Source organism: Mesoterricola silvestris (assembly GCF_030295405.1).
In the GTDB taxonomy this organism is placed as follows: Bacteria; Acidobacteriota; Holophagae; order Holophagales; family Holophagaceae; genus Mesoterricola; species Mesoterricola silvestris.
On record NZ_AP027080.1, the window covers coordinates 1676677 to 1693182 of the forward strand.

A 16506-nucleotide genomic window follows, 5' to 3' on the forward strand; every position below is an offset into this window, starting at 1 on the left:
TAATCTTTCAATCGTCTTTGGCAATGGCCGGGTGGGGGAGGATCGGATTGTTCGGTCTCCCCTTGGCGCGGCGGGCTCCAGGCGCCATAATTAATAAATATCTAAGGGAGCCCCATGCAACGTCCCGAAGGATTCTCCCTGGTGGAGGCGGTGGTGGTCATCGCCGTGGCGGCCATCCTGGCGGGAGCCGCCCTTCCCCTGTTCCTCAAGTCCATGACGGACGCCCGCTTGGCCCGTGCCCGCAAGGACATGAATGTCATCGCGGCGGCCCTGGTGAGCCAGATGAAGGATACCGGCTGCAGGCCCCGGGCCCCGGGGGGGCCGGGAGGGGCGGACGGACGTGGGGACATCCTGTGGCATTCGGAGGGCCGGCGGCCGGGGGGTGCCCCCTGGGGGCCCGGGGACGCGGGGCAGTCCTTCCAGAACCTGTTCACGGCCCCCGCCGCGGGAACGGACCGGACCTTGGGCCGGGCCAACGCGCTGTTCGGCCTGGGCGACCTGGATTTTCGGGACCGGTTCCGGTACCGGGGGCCCTACCTGAGCGAGCCCACGGCACGCCTGACGGACCCCTGGGGCAACGCCTACCTGATCCTGGGATACAACGGGAATGGCCAGGATCTTGGCCTGCCCATCCGCATCGTGTGCCTGGGGGAGGAGGGCACCGTGGAGGCCGGAAACCTGACCGGAGGTCCCTGGAACCCCGCGGGCCTCTCCGCCGGGAATCTCATGGTCCAGGTACGGTGAAAAAAAATATTTTTTATTAATATTTTCTGCCTATACTGCAGTGAGCGGCCACGCCGTGGGAATTCCGGCGCCCCGGTGCCGGGCATCGTCAGTCCCCGCTTTCTGTAAAAGGAATCATTAATGAAAAACACCAAGGGATTCACCCTCGTGGAGGCCGCCGTCGCCATCGGCGTGGTGGCCGTGCTGTCGGGCATCATCATCCCCCTCGTGCTGAAGAGCATGCGGGACGCCAAGATGGCCCGGGCCCGCAACGACCTCATGGTCATCGCCGGGGCCCTGGCGCACCAGATGAAGGACACGGGCACCCGGCCCCGGGCGGCGGTCGCCGGCGGCGGCCCCTCGGGGGCGGGCGATGCGGTGTGGTATACGGAGGGACGGATCCCGGAGGTGGCGGCCGCCGCGGGGGCCGCCGCGGCGGCCCTTCCCGCCCGGGGGTTCAACACCCTGGAGAACCTGCTGTCCGTCGCCGTGCACGACGTGCTGGGGAACGCGCTGTTCGGTTTCCCCGCCCGGGTGGCCGGAGACGAATTCGGCTACAAGGGGCCCTACCTGGCCGCGGATGCTGCCCGGCGGACCGACCCCTGGGGCAACGCCTACGTGATCCTGGGCTACAACGCCAATGGCCAGGCCTCGGGAGGCCCCATCTGGGTGGTCTCCGCCGGGGAAGGGCGGACCATCCTGGACGTCAACCTGGTGCTGGCCGGTGGCGTGGCGAGGCCGGGCGCCGTCGGGGGGGCCTATCCGGGCACCTACCCCACGAACTGGAACTACAACGGCCAGTCCGAAACCAACCTGGCGGTCCGGGTCAACTAGCCCATGGCCTCGACGGTTCCCGGGATTCGCAGACGCCTGGGTGAGCGGCTCCAGGACCGGGGCCTGCTCACGGGCCGTCAGCTGGAACTGGCCCTCCTGGAACAGGGGCGCACCGGGGCCCTGCTGGGGGAGATCCTTCTCCGGCTGGGCCTCGTGACCCCCTCCGCCCTGGGCGAGGCCCTGGCGGACCAGGCGGGGGTGCCCTTCGTGCACCTGGGGGACCTGATCCCCGACGCGGAGGCGGTGGCCCTGGTGCCGGAGGCCATGGCCCGGCGCCTGAGGGTGCTGCCCCTGGACCGCAAGGGCCGGGATCTGCGCCTGGCCATGGCCAACGTGTTCGACCTGGACGCCCTGGCCGAGGTGGAGGGCCACACCCTGCTGCGCATCACGGTGGTGTGCGCCGCCGAGGAGGACCTGCTGGCCTGCGCGGCCCGGGTCCAGGGCTCGGGACAGTCCCTGGAGCAGGTGCTGGAGGAGGCCATTGTGCGGGCGGAGGAGGGAGACGCGGAACGCTCCATGACACGACTGGTGGACCAGTTGCTCGCCAAAGCCATCCGGGACCGGGCCACGGATGTGCATATCCAGCCCGATGAACGCACCGTCCTCACCCGCTTCCGGGTGGACGGTTCCCTGGTTCAGGGGCCCAGTCTGCCCAAGGCCCTGCAACCGGCCGTGTTGGCCCGCCTGAAGGTCCTGGCGGAGGTGGATCTGTCGGAATCCCGGCGCCCCCAGGACGGGCGTTTCAGCCTGCCCCTGGGCCGGCGGACCCTGGACGTGCGGGCCAGCTTCCTGCCGGCCCGCCACGGGGAAAAGGCGGTGCTGCGCCTCCTGGACAAGACCAACCTGGTGCAGGGCCTGGATCAGCTGGGCATGCCCGGGCGGATCCAGGAGCGGTTCGAGGCGCTGCTCCAGAGGCCCCACGGCCTGCTGCTGGTGACCGGTCCCACGGGCAGCGGAAAGACCACCACCCTCTATTCCGCCCTCCACGCCCTCAACAGCTCCGAGCGCTGCCTGGTGACGGTGGAGGACCCGGTGGAGTACGAGCTCCCCCTGGTCACCCAGGTGGGCGTGAACCCCAAGGCCGGGATCACCTTCGCCTCGGGCCTGCGGGGCCTCCTGCGCCAGGATCCCGACGTCATCCTGGTGGGCGAGATCCGGGACGGGGAGACGGCCTCCATCGCCCTGCGCGCGGCCATGACGGGACACCTGGTGCTGGCGACCCTCCACGCCGGGCAGCCCGTGGGCGCCCTGGCGCGGCTCCGGGACCTGGGCGCCACGGGCGGGGACCTGGCGGAGACGCTGCTGGCCATCCATGCGCAGCGCCTGGTTCGCCTGCTGTGCGCCGCCTGCGGGGGGCGGGGCTGTCCGGCCTGCGGCGCCACCGGGGTGTGGGGACGGCGGGCCATCCACGATCTGCTGCCCATCACCCCCGCGGTGCGCGATCTCATCGCCGCGGGGGCCGCGGCGCCCGCCATCGAGGCGGAGGCCCGGCGCCAGGGCAAGGGGAGCCTGGGTGAGCATGCCCTGGCCCTGGCGGCCCAGGGGCTCATCTCCGCGACCGAAGCCCGGCGCGTGGCCGCCGAGGAGGCCTAGGGTGCCCAGGTACGCCTTCCTCGCCCGCAGCCGGGCCGGTGCGGCCGTGCGGGGCCTGCGCCTGGCGGACTCCCCGGGGGCCCTGGCGCCGGTCCTGGCCGCCGAAGGGTTGTTCCTGGTGCGGGCCGAAGCCGCCGCGCCCGCCCGGGCCCAGGGCAAGGCCGGGCCCGGGGATCTCCCTCCGCTCCTGCATCATCTCGCCACGTACCTGGAGGCGGGCATCCCGCTCCTCACCGCCCTGCGGGATTTCCGGGATCCCGGGCGCCCGCGCCTGGAGGCGGCGGCCCTGGACCTGGCGGCGCGGGTGGAGGAAGGGGCCGCCTTCTCCGCGGCCATGGCCGCCCATCCGGGGCTCTTCCTCCCCGTGCACGTGGGCATGGTGCGGGCCGGGGAGGCCGCTGGCCGGCTGGATGAGGCGCTGCACGCCGTCATAAGCCTCGTGGACTGGAGGATCGCCTTCCGGGCCCGGGTGCGCAAAGCCGCGACCTATCCCCTGATCCTCGCCGCCGTGCTGGCGGTGGTGATCCTGCTGATCAGCATCTTCAGCCTGCCGCCCATCCTGCGGCTCCTGGAGGACCTGGACATCCCGCTGCCGCGGGTGACCCGGGCCCTCCTGGCCCTGGGGCGGGGCCTGGGCCGGTTCGGGTGGGTGGCGGTGGCGGTTCCCGCCGCCCTGCGGGGGGGGCTGGCCCTGGCCCTGCGCCGCCCCGGGTTCCGGCTGGCCTGGGACACGGCCCTCCTGCGGGTGCCCGTGGTGGGCCGCCTCATCGCGCGCATGGCCCTCTCCCGCTTCGCCCACTTCCTGGCCGCCCAGCACCGGGCCGGCCTGCCCCTGGTGCAGGCCCTGCGGGCCTGCGAGGAGGTGACGGGCAATGCCCGCATGCGCCTGGCGGTGCGGGCCATGCGCTCCGGCGTGGAGCAGGGCCGGGGCCTCGCGGCCTCCGCCGCCGGCACCGGCCAGGTGCCCCAGCTGGTGCTGCGCATGCTGGCCCTGGGGGAGGAGACCGGGCACCTGGGGGAAACCCTGGACCGGGCCGCGGCCCACCTGGACGCCGAGGTGGACGAGGCGGTGGGCCTGGCCTTCCAGCTGGTGGACCCGGCGGTGAAGATCCTCATGGCCTGCCTCCTGCTCTTCCTGGCCACGGCGGTGCTGCTGCCGCTCTACACCCTGATCGGGGGGATCAATGCCTAGGGACGACCGCGGATTCAGTCTGGTGGAGGCGGCGGTGGCCATCGCCGTGACGGCGATCCTGGCCGGGATGATGGCGCCCCTGGCCCTCAAGGTGCTGGACCAGCGCCGGGAGGCCGCCACGCGCCGGAGCCTCAAGGCCGCCTTCGAGGCCCTGTTCGGCCTCCGGGACCGGCGGGTGGCGAACCTGCGCGCGGATTGCGGCTTCAATCCGCCCAACGGCACCTGGACCCTGGGCCTGATGGTGGACCGCACCTACCAGGAGGCCCATCAGCTCTCCATCGGGTTCACCCCGGCCTTCGGACCCCAGTACGGGACCGCCTTCCGCTGGGGGTGGAACGGGCCGTACTGGCGGGGGGATCTCCGGGGACGGCTTCCGGTGGACGCCTGGGGCAGCCCCATCCAGCTCCGGGTGGTCAACGGCGCGGTCCAGGTGTACAGCCCCGGGCCAAGCCGGCGGGACAGCCCCGACAGCCTCACGTACCCGTCGACGCCCCTGCCCCTGGCCAGCCTCGAGGCCTGCGTGAACATCCATCTGACGGTGGCCTCGGAGGGCGTCCGTTCGGCCATGGCGGATGTGGCCTACGGGAACACCGCCGCCCTCCCGAATCGCACCACGCCCTTTGCCGTGGAGGCGGGAACCCCGGTGACGCGCACCGTGTGCGTGCCCGCCGGCGGCCTGGAGGTGGGGGCCCGCTACCAGCGGAACAACGGGCCCTTCCAGACCTTTTCGCTCCCCCTGGATCTGCTCCCCGGGGAGATCCGGGATGTGTGGGTGAACCTGTGAACCCCGTGCACACCCTGCTGATCCAGGAAGGCGGCGCGCGCCTGCTGGACGGGTCCGGCGGCGCGCCGGTGCCCTGCGAGGCCGCCGCCCTGCGGGAAGCCCTGCCCGCGGGCGCCCGGGTGCAGCTGATCCTGGCCGGGTCCGCGGTGCACTGCGCCGAGGTTCCGTTCCTTCCCCCGCGGGAGCGCAGGGACGTGGCGGCCCGGCTGGCCCGGGAGGCCGGCCTGCCCGGGGACGCCGTGCCCTTCCTGGAACGGGACGACCACGCCGACGGGGGCCACCTGCTTTGGCTGGCGGCCTTTCCCCACCGGGAACTTGAGGCCTGGCTGGAGGCCCTGGCCGGCGCCGGGGCCACCGTGCTCTGCGCGCTGCCGTGGCAGCGGGCCGTGGCCGCCGAGGGCCTGGACGGCGGCCCCAGCGCCCTGTTCCTCCTGGCGGACCGGGACGAGGCGCGCCTGGTCTATTTCCGGGGACGGGGCCCACGTTTCGCGCGGACCTTCCGCCTGCCTTCCGCCACGGCCTTCCCCGGGGAGGCCCTTCCCGCCCTTTCCCGCCTGGCCGCGGAGGAGCTCACCCTCCTCCTGCACTACCTCCGGCAGAAGCACCGCGACGCGCCGCCGGCGCGGCTCACGGTCGTGGGCCTTCCGGAGGAAGCCCTGCCCACCCTGGAGGCTCTGGATCTGGAGCTTTCCGTGGTTCCGGGCGGCCTGGACGGGTTCCTGGCGCGGGGGGCGGACCGGGCGCGCCTGGAGCGGGGGGGGCTGGACCTGCTGCCCCCGGGCCTGCGGGAGGCCCGCAGGATCGCCGCGCTGCGGACGGTGGTGCGGGTGGCGGTGGCCGGCGCCCTGGTGCTGGGGGCCGGAACCCAGGTCTTCCTGGCTCGCCACGAACGGACCCTGGCCCGGGAGGTGGTGGCCGCCGAGGCCGCCGCCCGCCGGCGCGAGGCCCTGGCCAGGGACGGGGACGCCGCGGCGCGCCAGCGCTTCGGGCTCCTGCGCCTGCGCAGGGCCGAGGAACGCCAGCGGCGGGAGGCGGCGGAACTGGAGCGGCTGGGCCTGCGCATCCTGCGGGCCTCCGAGGGGGTGGACCTGGGCCGGGTGGAGATCGGCCAGGACCCCGCCAACGACCTGGTCCACCGCTTCACGGTGGAGGGCACGGCCCGCACGGGCCGCTTGTTCTCCCTGGGGTTCCTGGCGGCCTACGTCCGCCACGTGGAGGAGGAGCCCGGGCTGAAGCTGGAACCCCTGAAGGACATCACGGTGGGCGATGATCCGGGGGCGGCCCAGGCGAAATTCAGGCTCACGGGGACGGCGCCATGAAAGGTGAACGCATGCTCATGGCCCTGCTGCTGGCCGGGGTTCCGGCGGTGATCGTCGGGGCCGTCATCCTGCCGTCGGCGCGGCGGACCGCCGCCCTGGGCCGGCGCCTGGACGCGGCCCACGCCACCGCCCAGGACGCGCGGCCCTTCACGCCCCTGGGACGGGAGGAGCGGGCCGTCCTCGCGGGCCCCTGGCGCTCGAGGATCGCCTGGGTGCCCGACGACGCGGCCCGGCTCGCCCAGGTGGACCGGGTGGTGACCCAGGTGCACGCGGCCTTCGCGGCCAAGGGGGTGCGGGTGGCCGGCATGAAGGTCGCCACGGATCCGGTGCGGGCCGATTTCACCCTTCCCTCCCGGGCGGACCGGGCGGCCTTCCCCGCGGAGGCCGCCCAGGACGGACCGGAACGGCGGGTGGACGGCTGGGTCCTGGACGTGGAGGTCGCCGGCCCCACCGGGGACCTCTTCAAGGCCCTGGCGGCCGTGGCCGATGTGGACTCGCTGCTGGAGCCCGTGGGGCTCACCTGGGAGGCGGGCCCGGACCGCCCCGCGACCCAGCATCTCCATCTCCGGGTCCTTCAGCTGAGGCCCGGGAGCTGACATGTCCTTCGTGGAACGGAACCGGCGCTGGCTGTTGCCCGCCCTCGCGCTGCCCCTGGCGGGCGTGGCGTGGATGAACCTCCCCGGCACGGCCCGGCCCGCGACGGGCGGCGCGTCCCCGGCTCCCCTGGCCGCCCAGGCCCCGCCGGCCCCCGCCTCCGCCTACGCCGAGGACAACGAAGTCCTCCCCCTGCTCCTGGCGGGGCGCCAGTCCCTCTCCCCCCCGGATCTGGTGGCCCCCCGGGCGCCGCGCACGCACCCCGTCCGGTGGACGGGGCTCAACGAGGCGCGGGGCCCCGCCCCGGCCCCCCGGCCCCAGGCGGCGGCCCCGGTGCCCCGGCTGGATTTCCTGCTGGAAACCCCCACCCGCCTGGAGGCGTGGATGGGCGGAAGGGCCTGCCGGGAGGGCGATGCGCTGGAAGGCGGCTTCGTCCTGAAGAAGATCACCGGCACCGGCGTCCTGGTGACCGGCCCCCACGGGGAGGTGCGCATCCCCCTCATGAAGCAAGGGAGTCCGCCGTGAAACCTGTCCTCCTCCTCCCCCTCCTGCTCCTGCCCCTGGGGGCGGCCCCGCCCCCGGAGCGCATGACCATCGCCGTGAACGAGGCCGATCTCAAGGATGTCCTGCGCGCGGCCACCGCCGACACGGACCTGAACCTCATCTTCGAGCCGGGGCTGGCCACCGGCGTGCAGGGCATGAATCTCAAGGCCATGACCCTGCAGGATCTGCTGGACCAGGTGCTGCCCCGGCTGGGCCTGACCGCCGTCCGGGAAGGACGGAACCTCTTCATCCAGCGCAGCGACACGGGACTCCGGTTCTACCACCTGGATCAGCTGGCCATGCAGCGCACGGGTTCCAAGGCCTTCCAGGTGAACGCCTCGGGGCAGGTGCCCCAGGGCGGCGCAAGCCCGGCGTCCCAGAGCGCCTACACGTCCACCGTCCAGGTGGGCAGCGCCAGCGATCCCTGGGCGGACGTGGAGAGCGGGCTCATGCTGCTGGTCTTCGGGCGGACCGTGGAACGCCAGGCCGGGGCCCCCCCGGGGGCCCCGGGTTCCCGGGGCTACGCCGCCGACGGCAAGAGCCTGCTCATCCAGCCCAATTCCGGCCTGGTGGCCGTGAACGCCGACCCGGGCACCCACCGGAGGGTGGAGGCCTTCCTGAAGGAGACCCGCGCGCGCAGCCAGCGCCAGGTGCTCCTGGAGGCCCGCATCGTGGAGGTCACCCTGGGGGCCGACAGCCAGCTGGGGGTGGACTGGAACGGGCTCCTGTCCTCCTCGGGCAACGCCGCCCTGTCCTCCTTCCAGACCGGATCCACCGCCAACCCCAACGTCGCCCCCGGGCAGGGCCTCCTGAAGCTCGTGGCCCAGCGGGGCCGGGTGCAGGCCACCCTCGCCGCCCTGGCGCGGGACAACCGCCTCACGGTGCTCAGCGCCCCCCGCCTGGCCACCCTCAACAACCAGAAGGCCATCCTGAGGGTGGTGCGGGAGGAGGCCTACGCCCTCCCCAGCAGCCAGATCACCCCCGGGGCGGCCGGGGGCGCCGCCGTGGCCGCCGCCCAGCTGGCGCCCCTCATCGTGCCGGTGGGCATCGTCCTGGACATCCTGCCCCAGGTGGGGGACGACGGCGTCATCTCCCTTTCCGTGAATCCCAGCATCTCCGAGGTGGCCGAAGTGCGGACCTTCTCGGTGCCCAGCCCCCAGCCCAACGCCCCCCCCCTGGCCGAGACCCGGCTTCCGGTGGTGGACCGCCGGGACCTGGACGCCGTGGTGCGGGTGGCCAGCGGCGAGACCCTGGTGCTGGCCGGCATCATCCGCCGGAAGGAGGGCTCGGACAACCGCGGCGTGCCCTGGGTACGCAGGATCCCCCTCCTCGGCGCCCTCTTCTCCAAGACCGAGAAGACCTTCACGCGGACCGAACTGGCGATCTTCATCACGCCCACCCTCATGGAGGACACCGGCCAGGTGCAGGCGGCACGCAAGGCCGCCGAGCAAGGACTGATCCAGGGCATCGCGCCGGTGGACGCGCCGGCTCCCCTGGAATAGGTTCACCGGCCGCCGTATCCGTTCAAAGGTCCTTGACCCCCCCGGGCGGCTTCCTGGGCAGGCGCTGCCGGAGGCCGTCCAGCTCGTCCTGACGGGCGGCCTGGCTGGGCGGGGGCGGGGGCGGCTTCTTGGGATTGGGCGGGGGGGGGCCGGGGTCCCTCAGGAGGGTCTGGAGGTTGTGGACGGCCTCCTCGCGTCCCGGCTGCTCGGTGAGGACCCGCTCCAGGAGGGCGCGGGCGTCCTCGGGGCGGTCCAGGTCCATGCAGGCCTTGGCGGCCAACAGCAGGGCGGGGGCACGCCAGGGGGGCAGGGGGCGGGGGGCGCCCTGGCCCGTGAGGGGGGCCAGGGTCTCCAGGGCGTCCTTGGGCGCCTTGGTTTTCAACTGGATGCGGGCCCGCAGGAGGCGGTGGGTGGGGGCGTCGCCCCGGGGCAGCCAGCGCCGGGCGGCATCCAGGTCCTCGCGGTCCAGGGCGCTCTGGGCCAGCCAGGCGCGGATGGATTGGGGCAGGGGGATCTCGGCGCGGGAGGGGGTGGCCATGAGGGCGGCCAGCACCAGGAGGAAGGGCCGCCAGGCCCGCATGGGTTTGCCCGCGGCGGCCAGCCAGATGACGATGCCGGCCAGGGCCAGCCAGGCCCCGGCCTCGGGGTGGGCGGGCAGGAGGGAGCGGGACATGGGCAGGGGCTCGCGGCCCTGGGCCAGGTCCTGGAACAGCCGGGGCAGGTCGTCGCCCGGGGCCAGGGCGCGGCCCCCGGTGGCCCCGGCCAGGGCCGCCAGGTACTCCGGACGGGCCTGGCTGAACAGGGCCTCGCCCTGGCCGCCGCCCGCCACGGGCTGGGGTTCGGTCCCCCCCACGCACAGGGTGTAGAGGGGCAGCCGGGCCTTCCTCAGGGCGGCCGCGCACCGGTCCAGGGCCGCCTCCGGGGTCTCCCAGGTCTCCTCGCCGTCCCCCACCAGCAGGATCACTTCGGGGGTGCGGGGCCCGGCCTGGGCCGCCACCTGGGGCAGGCCGCGGCCCAGGGAGGTGCCCGGGGAACCCAGTTCGCCGGGGGTGACGGCGCGGGGGGCGTCCCGCAGGAGCCGCAGGTCGTCGCCGGGGGGAAGGAGCGGGATGGCGTCCCCGGTGAGCAGGTCCAGGCTGAAGAGGATGCCGGGGTTGGGCTTGGACCAGAGCCGGTCCAGGGCGGCCAGGGCCGCGTCCCACCGGGTGCGGACGGCGCCGCCGGGGCCCGGCGCGTCCTGCACGGTCATGGAGCGGCTGGCGTCCAGGACCACCCGCACCGTGAGCCGCGGGGCCTCGGGCTCCCCCCACCGGGGTTCGGCCAGGCCGATGCCCGCGCCCAGCAGGATGAAGGCGAGGCCCAGTCCCTGGACCAGGGGCAACTGGCCCACCACCCGCACCCCGAGCCCGGGCCGGGTCTGGGCGTAGACCCCCAGCGCCAGGGCCAGGGCCGCCAGGCCCAGGGCGGGCCAAAGGAGGGCGGGGTGGGAGAAGGTGCCGGGGATCATGCGTCCGCCATCCAGGCCGGGGCCTGCCGGCCCCGCTTGCGGCCCAGGTCCAGCGCCAGGGGCAGGGCCAGGATGCCCGCGGCCAGGAGGAACCAGCGGGCCAGGGGCCTGCCCTCCGTGGGCGCGTCCACGGGAAGCGCCGTCTTCTCCAGGCGGTCGATGGCGGTCATGCTCCGGGCCAGGCCCGCGGGGTCGCCGGCGCTGAAGGCCTCGCCGCCCGTGGCCTGGGCGATGCGCTTGAGGGTCTCGGGATCGGTGACCACCTTGAGGCTGGCGAAGCCGCCGCCCTCCAGGGGGAAGAGGGCGTCCCCGTCGCCCCCGATGGCCACGGTGTGGATGCGGATGCCGTTGCGCCGGGCCTCCTCCGCGGCTTCCATGGGCTCCACGTGGCCCCGGTTCTGGGCGCCGTCGGTGAGGAGCAGGATGACCCGGGACCGGGCGGGGCTGTCCGAGAGCCTGCGCACGGCGGTCATGAGGGCGCTGCCGATGGCGGTGCCGTCGTCCCGGCTCTCGATGTCCAGGCGCTCCAGCATCGCCCACAGACGCCCGTGGTCGGCGGTGAGGGGGCTGAGGGTGACGGGGTGCGCGCTGAAGAGCACCACGGCGAAGCGGTCGTCGGGGCGCCCCGCGATGAAGAGCTTGAGCAGCCGCCGCGCCGCGTTCCACCGGTCCTCCCGGGCGCCCCCGTCCATGGCCTTCATGGAACTGGAGCCGTCCAGGACCACGGCGAAATCCACCACCGGGCTCCGTCCCTTCACGGCCGTGCGCCGCTCGGGCACCGCGGCGGCCACCACCAGGAGCGCCGCGATGAGGGCCGGGATGAGGTGCGAGAGCCACCGCGCCAGGGGCCCCGAAGGCCGGGAGCTGGGGATGCCCCACCGGTAGCTGGTGCGCACCGCGATCCAGATGCCCGGCAGGAGGAGCAGCAGGAGCCAGGGGTAGCGGAGGGCGAAGGTCATTTCCCCTCCAGGGCGTGGAGGAGATCGGCCGCCGGGGGGAAGGGGGGCTCGGTGCGGGCGAAGCGGGCCGCGTCCAGGCTGAGCACCCAGGTGGCCCACACCTCCAGCCCCTGGGCCCGCAGGGCGTCGGCGCCCCATCCCAGGGCCTCCTCGCCCCGGTGGGAGGCCAGGAACTCCCGGCCCGTGGCGTGGGCGGCGTCCAGGTCCAGCCTCCCCGAGGTGCGGGGCGGGTAGTGGTGGAGGAAGGCCCTGCGGGCCGCGCGCCGCCGGCGCTTGGCGGAGCCCCGCGCGCGCTGCCGGCGCAGGGCCCAGGCGGCGCCGGCCAGGGGGATCAGGAGGAGGGTGGCCCATTCCCAGGGGAAGGGCACGAAGGGCAGGATATCCTCCTTGCCGCCGCCCACGGCCACCCAGGGCGCCCCGAAGGGCACGGTGCGGGGCACGGTGATGCGCAGTTCCGGGGTCCTGCGGCCATCGCCCAGGTCCATGGGCCGGATCACCGCGAGCCCGGGGCCCAGGGGCTGGACGGTGATGCGCCAGCCGCGGCCGTCCTTGAGGGGATCCACGCCGCGCACCGCCAGGGGCCCCAGGCGCTCCTCCCCGGGCCGGGGCAGGGGCGGCGCCCCGGGGTCGTCGTCCCGCAGCTCCAGGCTGCCCAGGCTGCCCATGGGCAGTTCGGCGGGGGCCTTCCACACGGGGGTGCCCATCAGGCGCCTCCGCCCTTGAGCCAGATCCCCAGGCGCGTGACGGGATCCTCCATGATGTTCCAGTTCTGGCGCTCCACGTTGGGCGGGAAGCCCGGGTCGGGCCAGTTGGGCATGTGGCGGTAGTGGGGCTGGTCGGGCCGGAACCACACCACCCGGTGCCGCGCCGCCAGGGGCTTGAGGAGGGGGGCCAGGCCCTGGAGGCCCGCGCCGTTGCTGAGGATCCACAGGCGGTGGCCCCGTCCGTGGTCGCCCCAGCGCCCCAGGGCGGCCTGCCAGTCCCCGGGCCCCGGAATGGCCGGGCCCCGGTCGGCCAGGGCCTCCAGGAGGTGCAGGCCCTGCACCCGGCCCCGGCGGGGTGCGATGCGCAGGGGCGGGGTGCCCGCGTCCCCGGGCACCAGGAGGCCCAGGCGGTCCTTGCCCGCGGCCGTGGTGGCCTGGGCGGCCCCGCAGATCTCCAGGGCCCACCGGATGGGGCTCACGGGGTCCCCCAGGAACATGGAGGGGGAGGGGTCCACCACCAGCCACACGATGAGCTCGCGGCTGGTCTGGAAGGTCTTGATGATGGGCTCGCCGGTGCGGGCCGTGAGGGGCCAGTTGATGGCACGGGGATCGTCGCCGGGCACGTAGGGCCGGTTCTCCACGAAGGTCAGCCCGGCCCCCTTGGTCTTGCTGAGGTGCAGGCCCTCCGTGCCGCCGCGAAGGACCCTGCGCAGCCTCAGCGGGAGCCGCCGGAGCCGGGACAGGAATCGCTTCCAGCCTCTGGGAGTCATGCGTTCATCCTAGCCGAAGCGGTAGCCGAATCCCGCACCTGCGTTCAGGTAGGTTTCACGGCGCACCAGGGGGCTGGTGCGGGCTCCGCCCTGGAAGGCGCCCCCGAACAGGCTGAGGTGGTAGGAGAAGCGCGGTCCCGGGTGGAAGATAAGCGAGGCCATGCCGCCCACGTCGCGCAGCCCCGCCCCCGGGGCGAAGGGGCCGGTGTCGCCGGGCTTCAGGCGGGTGTCCCCCGCGGCCACCAGGGCCGCGCGGCGCAGGGCCTGCTCGGGGGTGATGCCGAAATCGTAGGCCATGTTGTCGGCGTCGGCCCAATCCGCGTGGAGGGCGGCCGAGAGGGTCCACTGGGGGGCCAGGCGAAGGATTCGCCCCACGGAAAGGGTCCCCCGGTTCCCGGCGCTGTCCCTCAGGCCGTGGGCCACCGTGGCCTTGGCGTTCCAGCCCCCGCCGCGCCAGAGGAGCCCGGTTCCGGCCCACACGCTCCGGCTCCGGTCCCCCATGCCCGCCAATTCGGGGGCGCGGTTTTCGGGACGGCCGTCCCCGGCCCCCACGCCCACCTCCCAGGTCCACGCCGGGGTGCGCCACACCTGGACCCCCCCGCCGAAGCCCAGGGCCACCCGGCTGGAGCCCAGGTAGAACCGCCCGTACTGGGCGCCCAGGGTGGGCAGGAGGAGGGTGCGGTTCGTGGCCGAGCCCGGCGCCGAAGGGTAGGTGAGCACCATGGCCCCCACCGTGCCCGTCCAGTGATCCGAAGGCGCGCCGCCGCCGGCGAGGTCCTGGGCCGCCAATGGCAGGCAGGCGAGGAGAACGAGGGGGGACAGGGACATGGGCGCTCCAAGGCCGAAGAGGCGATCAACCAAGGATAGCCTCTGGACCCGCCCGGACGGCCATTCCTTATCCCCTTCATCCCCTTCATCGGCGTCCATCCCCGTTACCGCAGGGCCAAGGCCAGGATGGGTCGGCGCCAGCGGATCACGCCCGCGCCGTCCCAGACCATCGCTGGCCCCGCGGAAACGGGGATGGACGCCGATGAAGGGGATGAAGGGGATAAGCAATGCCATCGGGTCCCATCCCCAGACAGAAACCTGGCCGGAGATCCAGGACGGCGTTCCCACGCGCCGCCCCGGGCCTCCGGCCATTCTCGGGATCCTTCGGGTCAGGCCTTGGGAGCCGTCTTTTCCTTCTTGAGGTACTTCTCGAGGATCAGGCTGACTTCGCCGGGGGTGACGGGGCCGTGGACCTGGTCGTCGATCATCACCACGGGCGCGAGGCCGCAGGTGCCCAGGCAGCGGGTGGACTCCAGGCTGAACATGCCGTCCTTGGTGGTCTCCCCGAACTGGATGCCCAGGTTGTCCATGAGGCGCTGGCTGATCTTGTCGGCGCCCTTGACGTAGCAGGCGGTGCCCAGGCACACGTTGATCATGTGCTTGCCCCGGGGCTGGAGCCGGAAGTAGTGGTAGAAGGTGGCCACCCCGGTGACCTTGGCCAGGGGGATCTGGGCCAGCTGGGCCACGGCTCCCATCTGCTCCGTGGAGAGCCAGCCGGTCTCGGCCTGCACCATGTGCAGGATGGCGATGAGGTGGCTTTCGGAGTGCACGGAACCTTCGAGGGAGGCGATGAACTCCACCACGCTCGGAGGCAGGGCGGCCACGGCCGCGGCCTTGATCTCAAGCCAGTTGTCGGTGTTGGCGATGGTGCTCACTTGATCCCCCTGGGCATCCGGGCGTGGTAGTGGGTGTGGAGGAGGTGGTGGGCCTTCTCCCCGTTGGGTTCGCCTAGGTACTCGGCATAGAGGTGCTCGATGGCCGGATTCTCATGGCTGCGGCGCAGCTGCTTGTCGGTGTCGATCTTGTAGAGGGCCTTGGCCCGCAGCCGGCCCAGTTCGGGATCCAGCACGTCCATGGAGAAGGGCGGGTAGGGCTGGCCGCCGCCGGCGACGCAGCCTCCGGGGCAGGCCATGATCTCCACCAGGTGGTACTGCTTGCCGCCGTTCTTGATGGCTTCCAGGATCGTCTTGGCGTTGGTGAGGCCGTTGGAGACGGCGATGTTGATCTCGGTGCCGGCGAGGGTGATGGAGGCCTCCTTGAGGCCGGTCACGCCGCGCACGTCCTCGAAGACCAGCGGGCCCAGCTCGTCGCCGGTGAGCTTCACGGCGGCGGTGCGCAGGGCGGCCTCCATCACGCCGCCCGTGGCGCCGAAGATGTCGGCGGCGCCCGAGGAGATTCCCAGGGGCCGGTCGAATTCGCCGTCGGGAAGATTCACGAAATCGATGCCGTAGCTCTTGATCATCCAGGCCAGCTCGCGGGTGGTGAGCACGGCGTCGGTGTAGGGGGTGCCGTCCTCCATGGCGTGCTCGGGGCGCGCGGCCTCGAACTTCTTGGCCACGCAGGGCATGATGCCCACCATGTAGATCTGGTCGGCGGTCAGGCCCTTCTTCTCGGCGTAGTGGGTCTTGGCGAGGGTGCTGAGCATGGACATGGGGGACTTGCAGGTGGAGGTGTGGGGGATCATCTCCGGGTAGAACTTCTCCATGAAGCTCACCCAGCCCGGGGAGCAGGAGGTGAGCAGCGGCAGCGGGCCTTCCCCGCCCATGCGCCGGAGGAATTCGTTGGCCTCCTCGATGATGGTCAGGTCGGCGCCGAAGTTGGTGTCGAAGACCGCGTCGAAGCCCAGGCGGCGCAGGGCCGTGATGAGCTTGCCGGTGACCGGGGTGCCGATGGGCAGCCCGAAGCACTCGCCGATGGCGGCGCGGATGGAGGGGGCGGGCTGGGCCACGAGATGCTTCTTGTCGCGGGGCATGGCCAGGGCCTCCCACACGCGCTCGGTGTGGTCCTTCTCCAGGAAGGCGGCGGTGGGGCAGACGTTGATGCACTGGCCGCACTGGATGCAGGCGCTCTCGTCCATGGGGCCCAGGTTGGCGGGGCCCACCACGGTCTCGAAGCCGCGGCCGTGCTGGCTGAGGTTGTGCACGCCCTGGACCTCCTCGCAGACCCGGATGCACCGGCCGCAGAGGATGCACTTCTCGGGGGTCCGCACCACGGATTCGCTCTGGTCGTCGATGGGGAAGCGCTTGCGCTTGCCTTCGAAGTGGCGCTCGCGCACCCCCAGGCGGTAGGCCTGCCGCTGCAGCTCGCACTGGCCGTCGCGGTCGCAGGTCTGGCAATCCATGGGGTGGTTGTCCAGGAGCAGCTCCACGATGTCGCGCCGGGCGAGGCGGATCTCGGGGGAGTTGGTCTGGACGTTCATCCCTTCCCACACCTCATGGCTGCAGGCGGTGAGGAAGCTGCTGAAGCCCTCCACCTGCACCACGCAGATGCGGCAGGCGCCTTCGAGGCTCAGCTTGGGGTGGTAGCAGAGCCTGGGGATGTGGATCCCCAGCTTCTCGGCGGCCTTGAGGACCGTGGTCCCCTTGGGCACCTGGATGTGCTCGCTGTCGATGGTGAGGTTGATCATGGTCTCGGTCATCGTGGATTCCTGTGTC

At 73.1% G+C, this 16506-nt stretch carries 16 protein-coding genes; 9 read left to right on the plus strand and 7 right to left on the minus strand.

The window, feature by feature from the left end; all coding sequences use genetic code 11:
- Positions 1-114 precede the first annotated feature (114 nt).
- The 9 genes from R2J76_RS07020 (at position 115) to R2J76_RS07060 (ending at position 9084) form a co-directional block, all read left to right on the plus strand.
- Positions 115-744: a prepilin-type N-terminal cleavage/methylation domain-containing protein gene (locus R2J76_RS07020; RefSeq protein ID WP_316415111.1), complete on the plus strand. Its 630-nt coding sequence runs from the start codon at positions 115-117 to the stop codon at positions 742-744.
- A gap of 120 nt (positions 745-864) precedes the next feature.
- On the plus strand, positions 865-1557 hold the full coding sequence (locus R2J76_RS07025; RefSeq protein WP_316415112.1) for a prepilin-type N-terminal cleavage/methylation domain-containing protein: 693 nt from the start codon (positions 865-867) through the stop codon (positions 1555-1557).
- Between the two features lie 3 nt (positions 1558-1560).
- Complete coding sequence (locus R2J76_RS07030; protein WP_316415113.1) at positions 1561-3150, plus strand: GspE/PulE family protein; 1590 nt, start codon at positions 1561-1563, stop codon at positions 3148-3150.
- 1 nt (position 3151) lies between these two features.
- A complete protein-coding gene (locus tag R2J76_RS07035; RefSeq protein WP_316415114.1) occupies positions 3152-4342 on the plus strand; it encodes a type II secretion system F family protein in 1191 nt (396 codons plus the stop codon).
- Positions 4335-5126 (plus strand): prepilin-type N-terminal cleavage/methylation domain-containing protein, encoded by a 792-nt coding sequence (locus R2J76_RS07040; protein WP_316415115.1) that lies wholly within the window; start codon positions 4335-4337, stop codon positions 5124-5126. Before R2J76_RS07035 ends, R2J76_RS07040 begins: the two co-directional genes overlap by 8 nt.
- Positions 5111-6445: a hypothetical protein gene (locus R2J76_RS07045; protein WP_316415116.1), complete on the plus strand. Its 1335-nt coding sequence runs from the start codon at positions 5111-5113 to the stop codon at positions 6443-6445. The genes R2J76_RS07040 and R2J76_RS07045 overlap by 16 nt, the downstream gene beginning before the upstream one ends.
- Positions 6442-7041: a hypothetical protein gene (locus tag R2J76_RS07050; RefSeq protein WP_316415117.1), complete on the plus strand. Its 600-nt coding sequence runs from the start codon at positions 6442-6444 to the stop codon at positions 7039-7041. The genes R2J76_RS07045 and R2J76_RS07050 overlap by 4 nt, the downstream gene beginning before the upstream one ends.
- A 1-nt stretch (position 7042) precedes the next feature.
- Positions 7043-7564 (plus strand): hypothetical protein, encoded by a 522-nt coding sequence (locus R2J76_RS07055; protein ID WP_316415118.1) that lies wholly within the window; start codon positions 7043-7045, stop codon positions 7562-7564.
- The gene (locus R2J76_RS07060) at positions 7561-9084 is read left to right on the plus strand and encodes a type II secretion system protein GspD (RefSeq protein ID WP_316415119.1); all 1524 of its coding nucleotides are present in this window, start codon (positions 7561-7563) and stop codon (positions 9082-9084) included. The genes R2J76_RS07055 and R2J76_RS07060 overlap by 4 nt, the downstream gene beginning before the upstream one ends.
- Positions 9085-9106: 22 nt before the next feature.
- On the opposite strand, the gene R2J76_RS07065 is transcribed toward R2J76_RS07060, so the two are convergent.
- From R2J76_RS07065 to R2J76_RS07095, 7 genes are all read right to left on the minus strand, one after another.
- Positions 9107-10591, minus strand: coding sequence for a tetratricopeptide repeat protein (locus R2J76_RS07065; RefSeq protein ID WP_316415120.1), 1485 nt, complete (start codon positions 10589-10591; stop codon positions 9107-9109).
- Positions 10588-11550: a VWA domain-containing protein gene (locus R2J76_RS07070; protein ID WP_316415121.1), complete on the minus strand. Its 963-nt coding sequence runs from the start codon at positions 11548-11550 to the stop codon at positions 10588-10590. Before R2J76_RS07070 ends, R2J76_RS07065 begins: the two co-directional genes overlap by 4 nt.
- Entirely contained in the window at positions 11547-12254 is a 708-nt protein-coding gene (locus tag R2J76_RS07075) for a hypothetical protein (protein ID WP_316415122.1), read from the minus strand. The genes R2J76_RS07070 and R2J76_RS07075 overlap by 4 nt, the downstream gene beginning before the upstream one ends.
- Positions 12254-13024: a DUF58 domain-containing protein gene (locus tag R2J76_RS07080; RefSeq protein WP_316415123.1), complete on the minus strand. Its 771-nt coding sequence runs from the start codon at positions 13022-13024 to the stop codon at positions 12254-12256. The genes R2J76_RS07075 and R2J76_RS07080 overlap by 1 nt, the downstream gene beginning before the upstream one ends.
- Positions 13025-13033: 9 nt before the next feature.
- Positions 13034-13852: a MipA/OmpV family protein gene (locus R2J76_RS07085; protein ID WP_316415124.1), complete on the minus strand. Its 819-nt coding sequence runs from the start codon at positions 13850-13852 to the stop codon at positions 13034-13036.
- 329 nt (positions 13853-14181) lie between these two features.
- A complete protein-coding gene (nuoE, locus tag R2J76_RS07090; RefSeq protein WP_316415125.1) occupies positions 14182-14727 on the minus strand; it encodes an NADH-quinone oxidoreductase subunit NuoE in 546 nt (181 codons plus the stop codon).
- Positions 14724-16490: an NADH-dependent [FeFe] hydrogenase, group A6 gene (locus R2J76_RS07095; RefSeq protein ID WP_316415127.1), complete on the minus strand. Its 1767-nt coding sequence runs from the start codon at positions 16488-16490 to the stop codon at positions 14724-14726. The genes nuoE and R2J76_RS07095 overlap by 4 nt, the downstream gene beginning before the upstream one ends.
- Positions 16491-16506 lie beyond the last annotated feature (16 nt).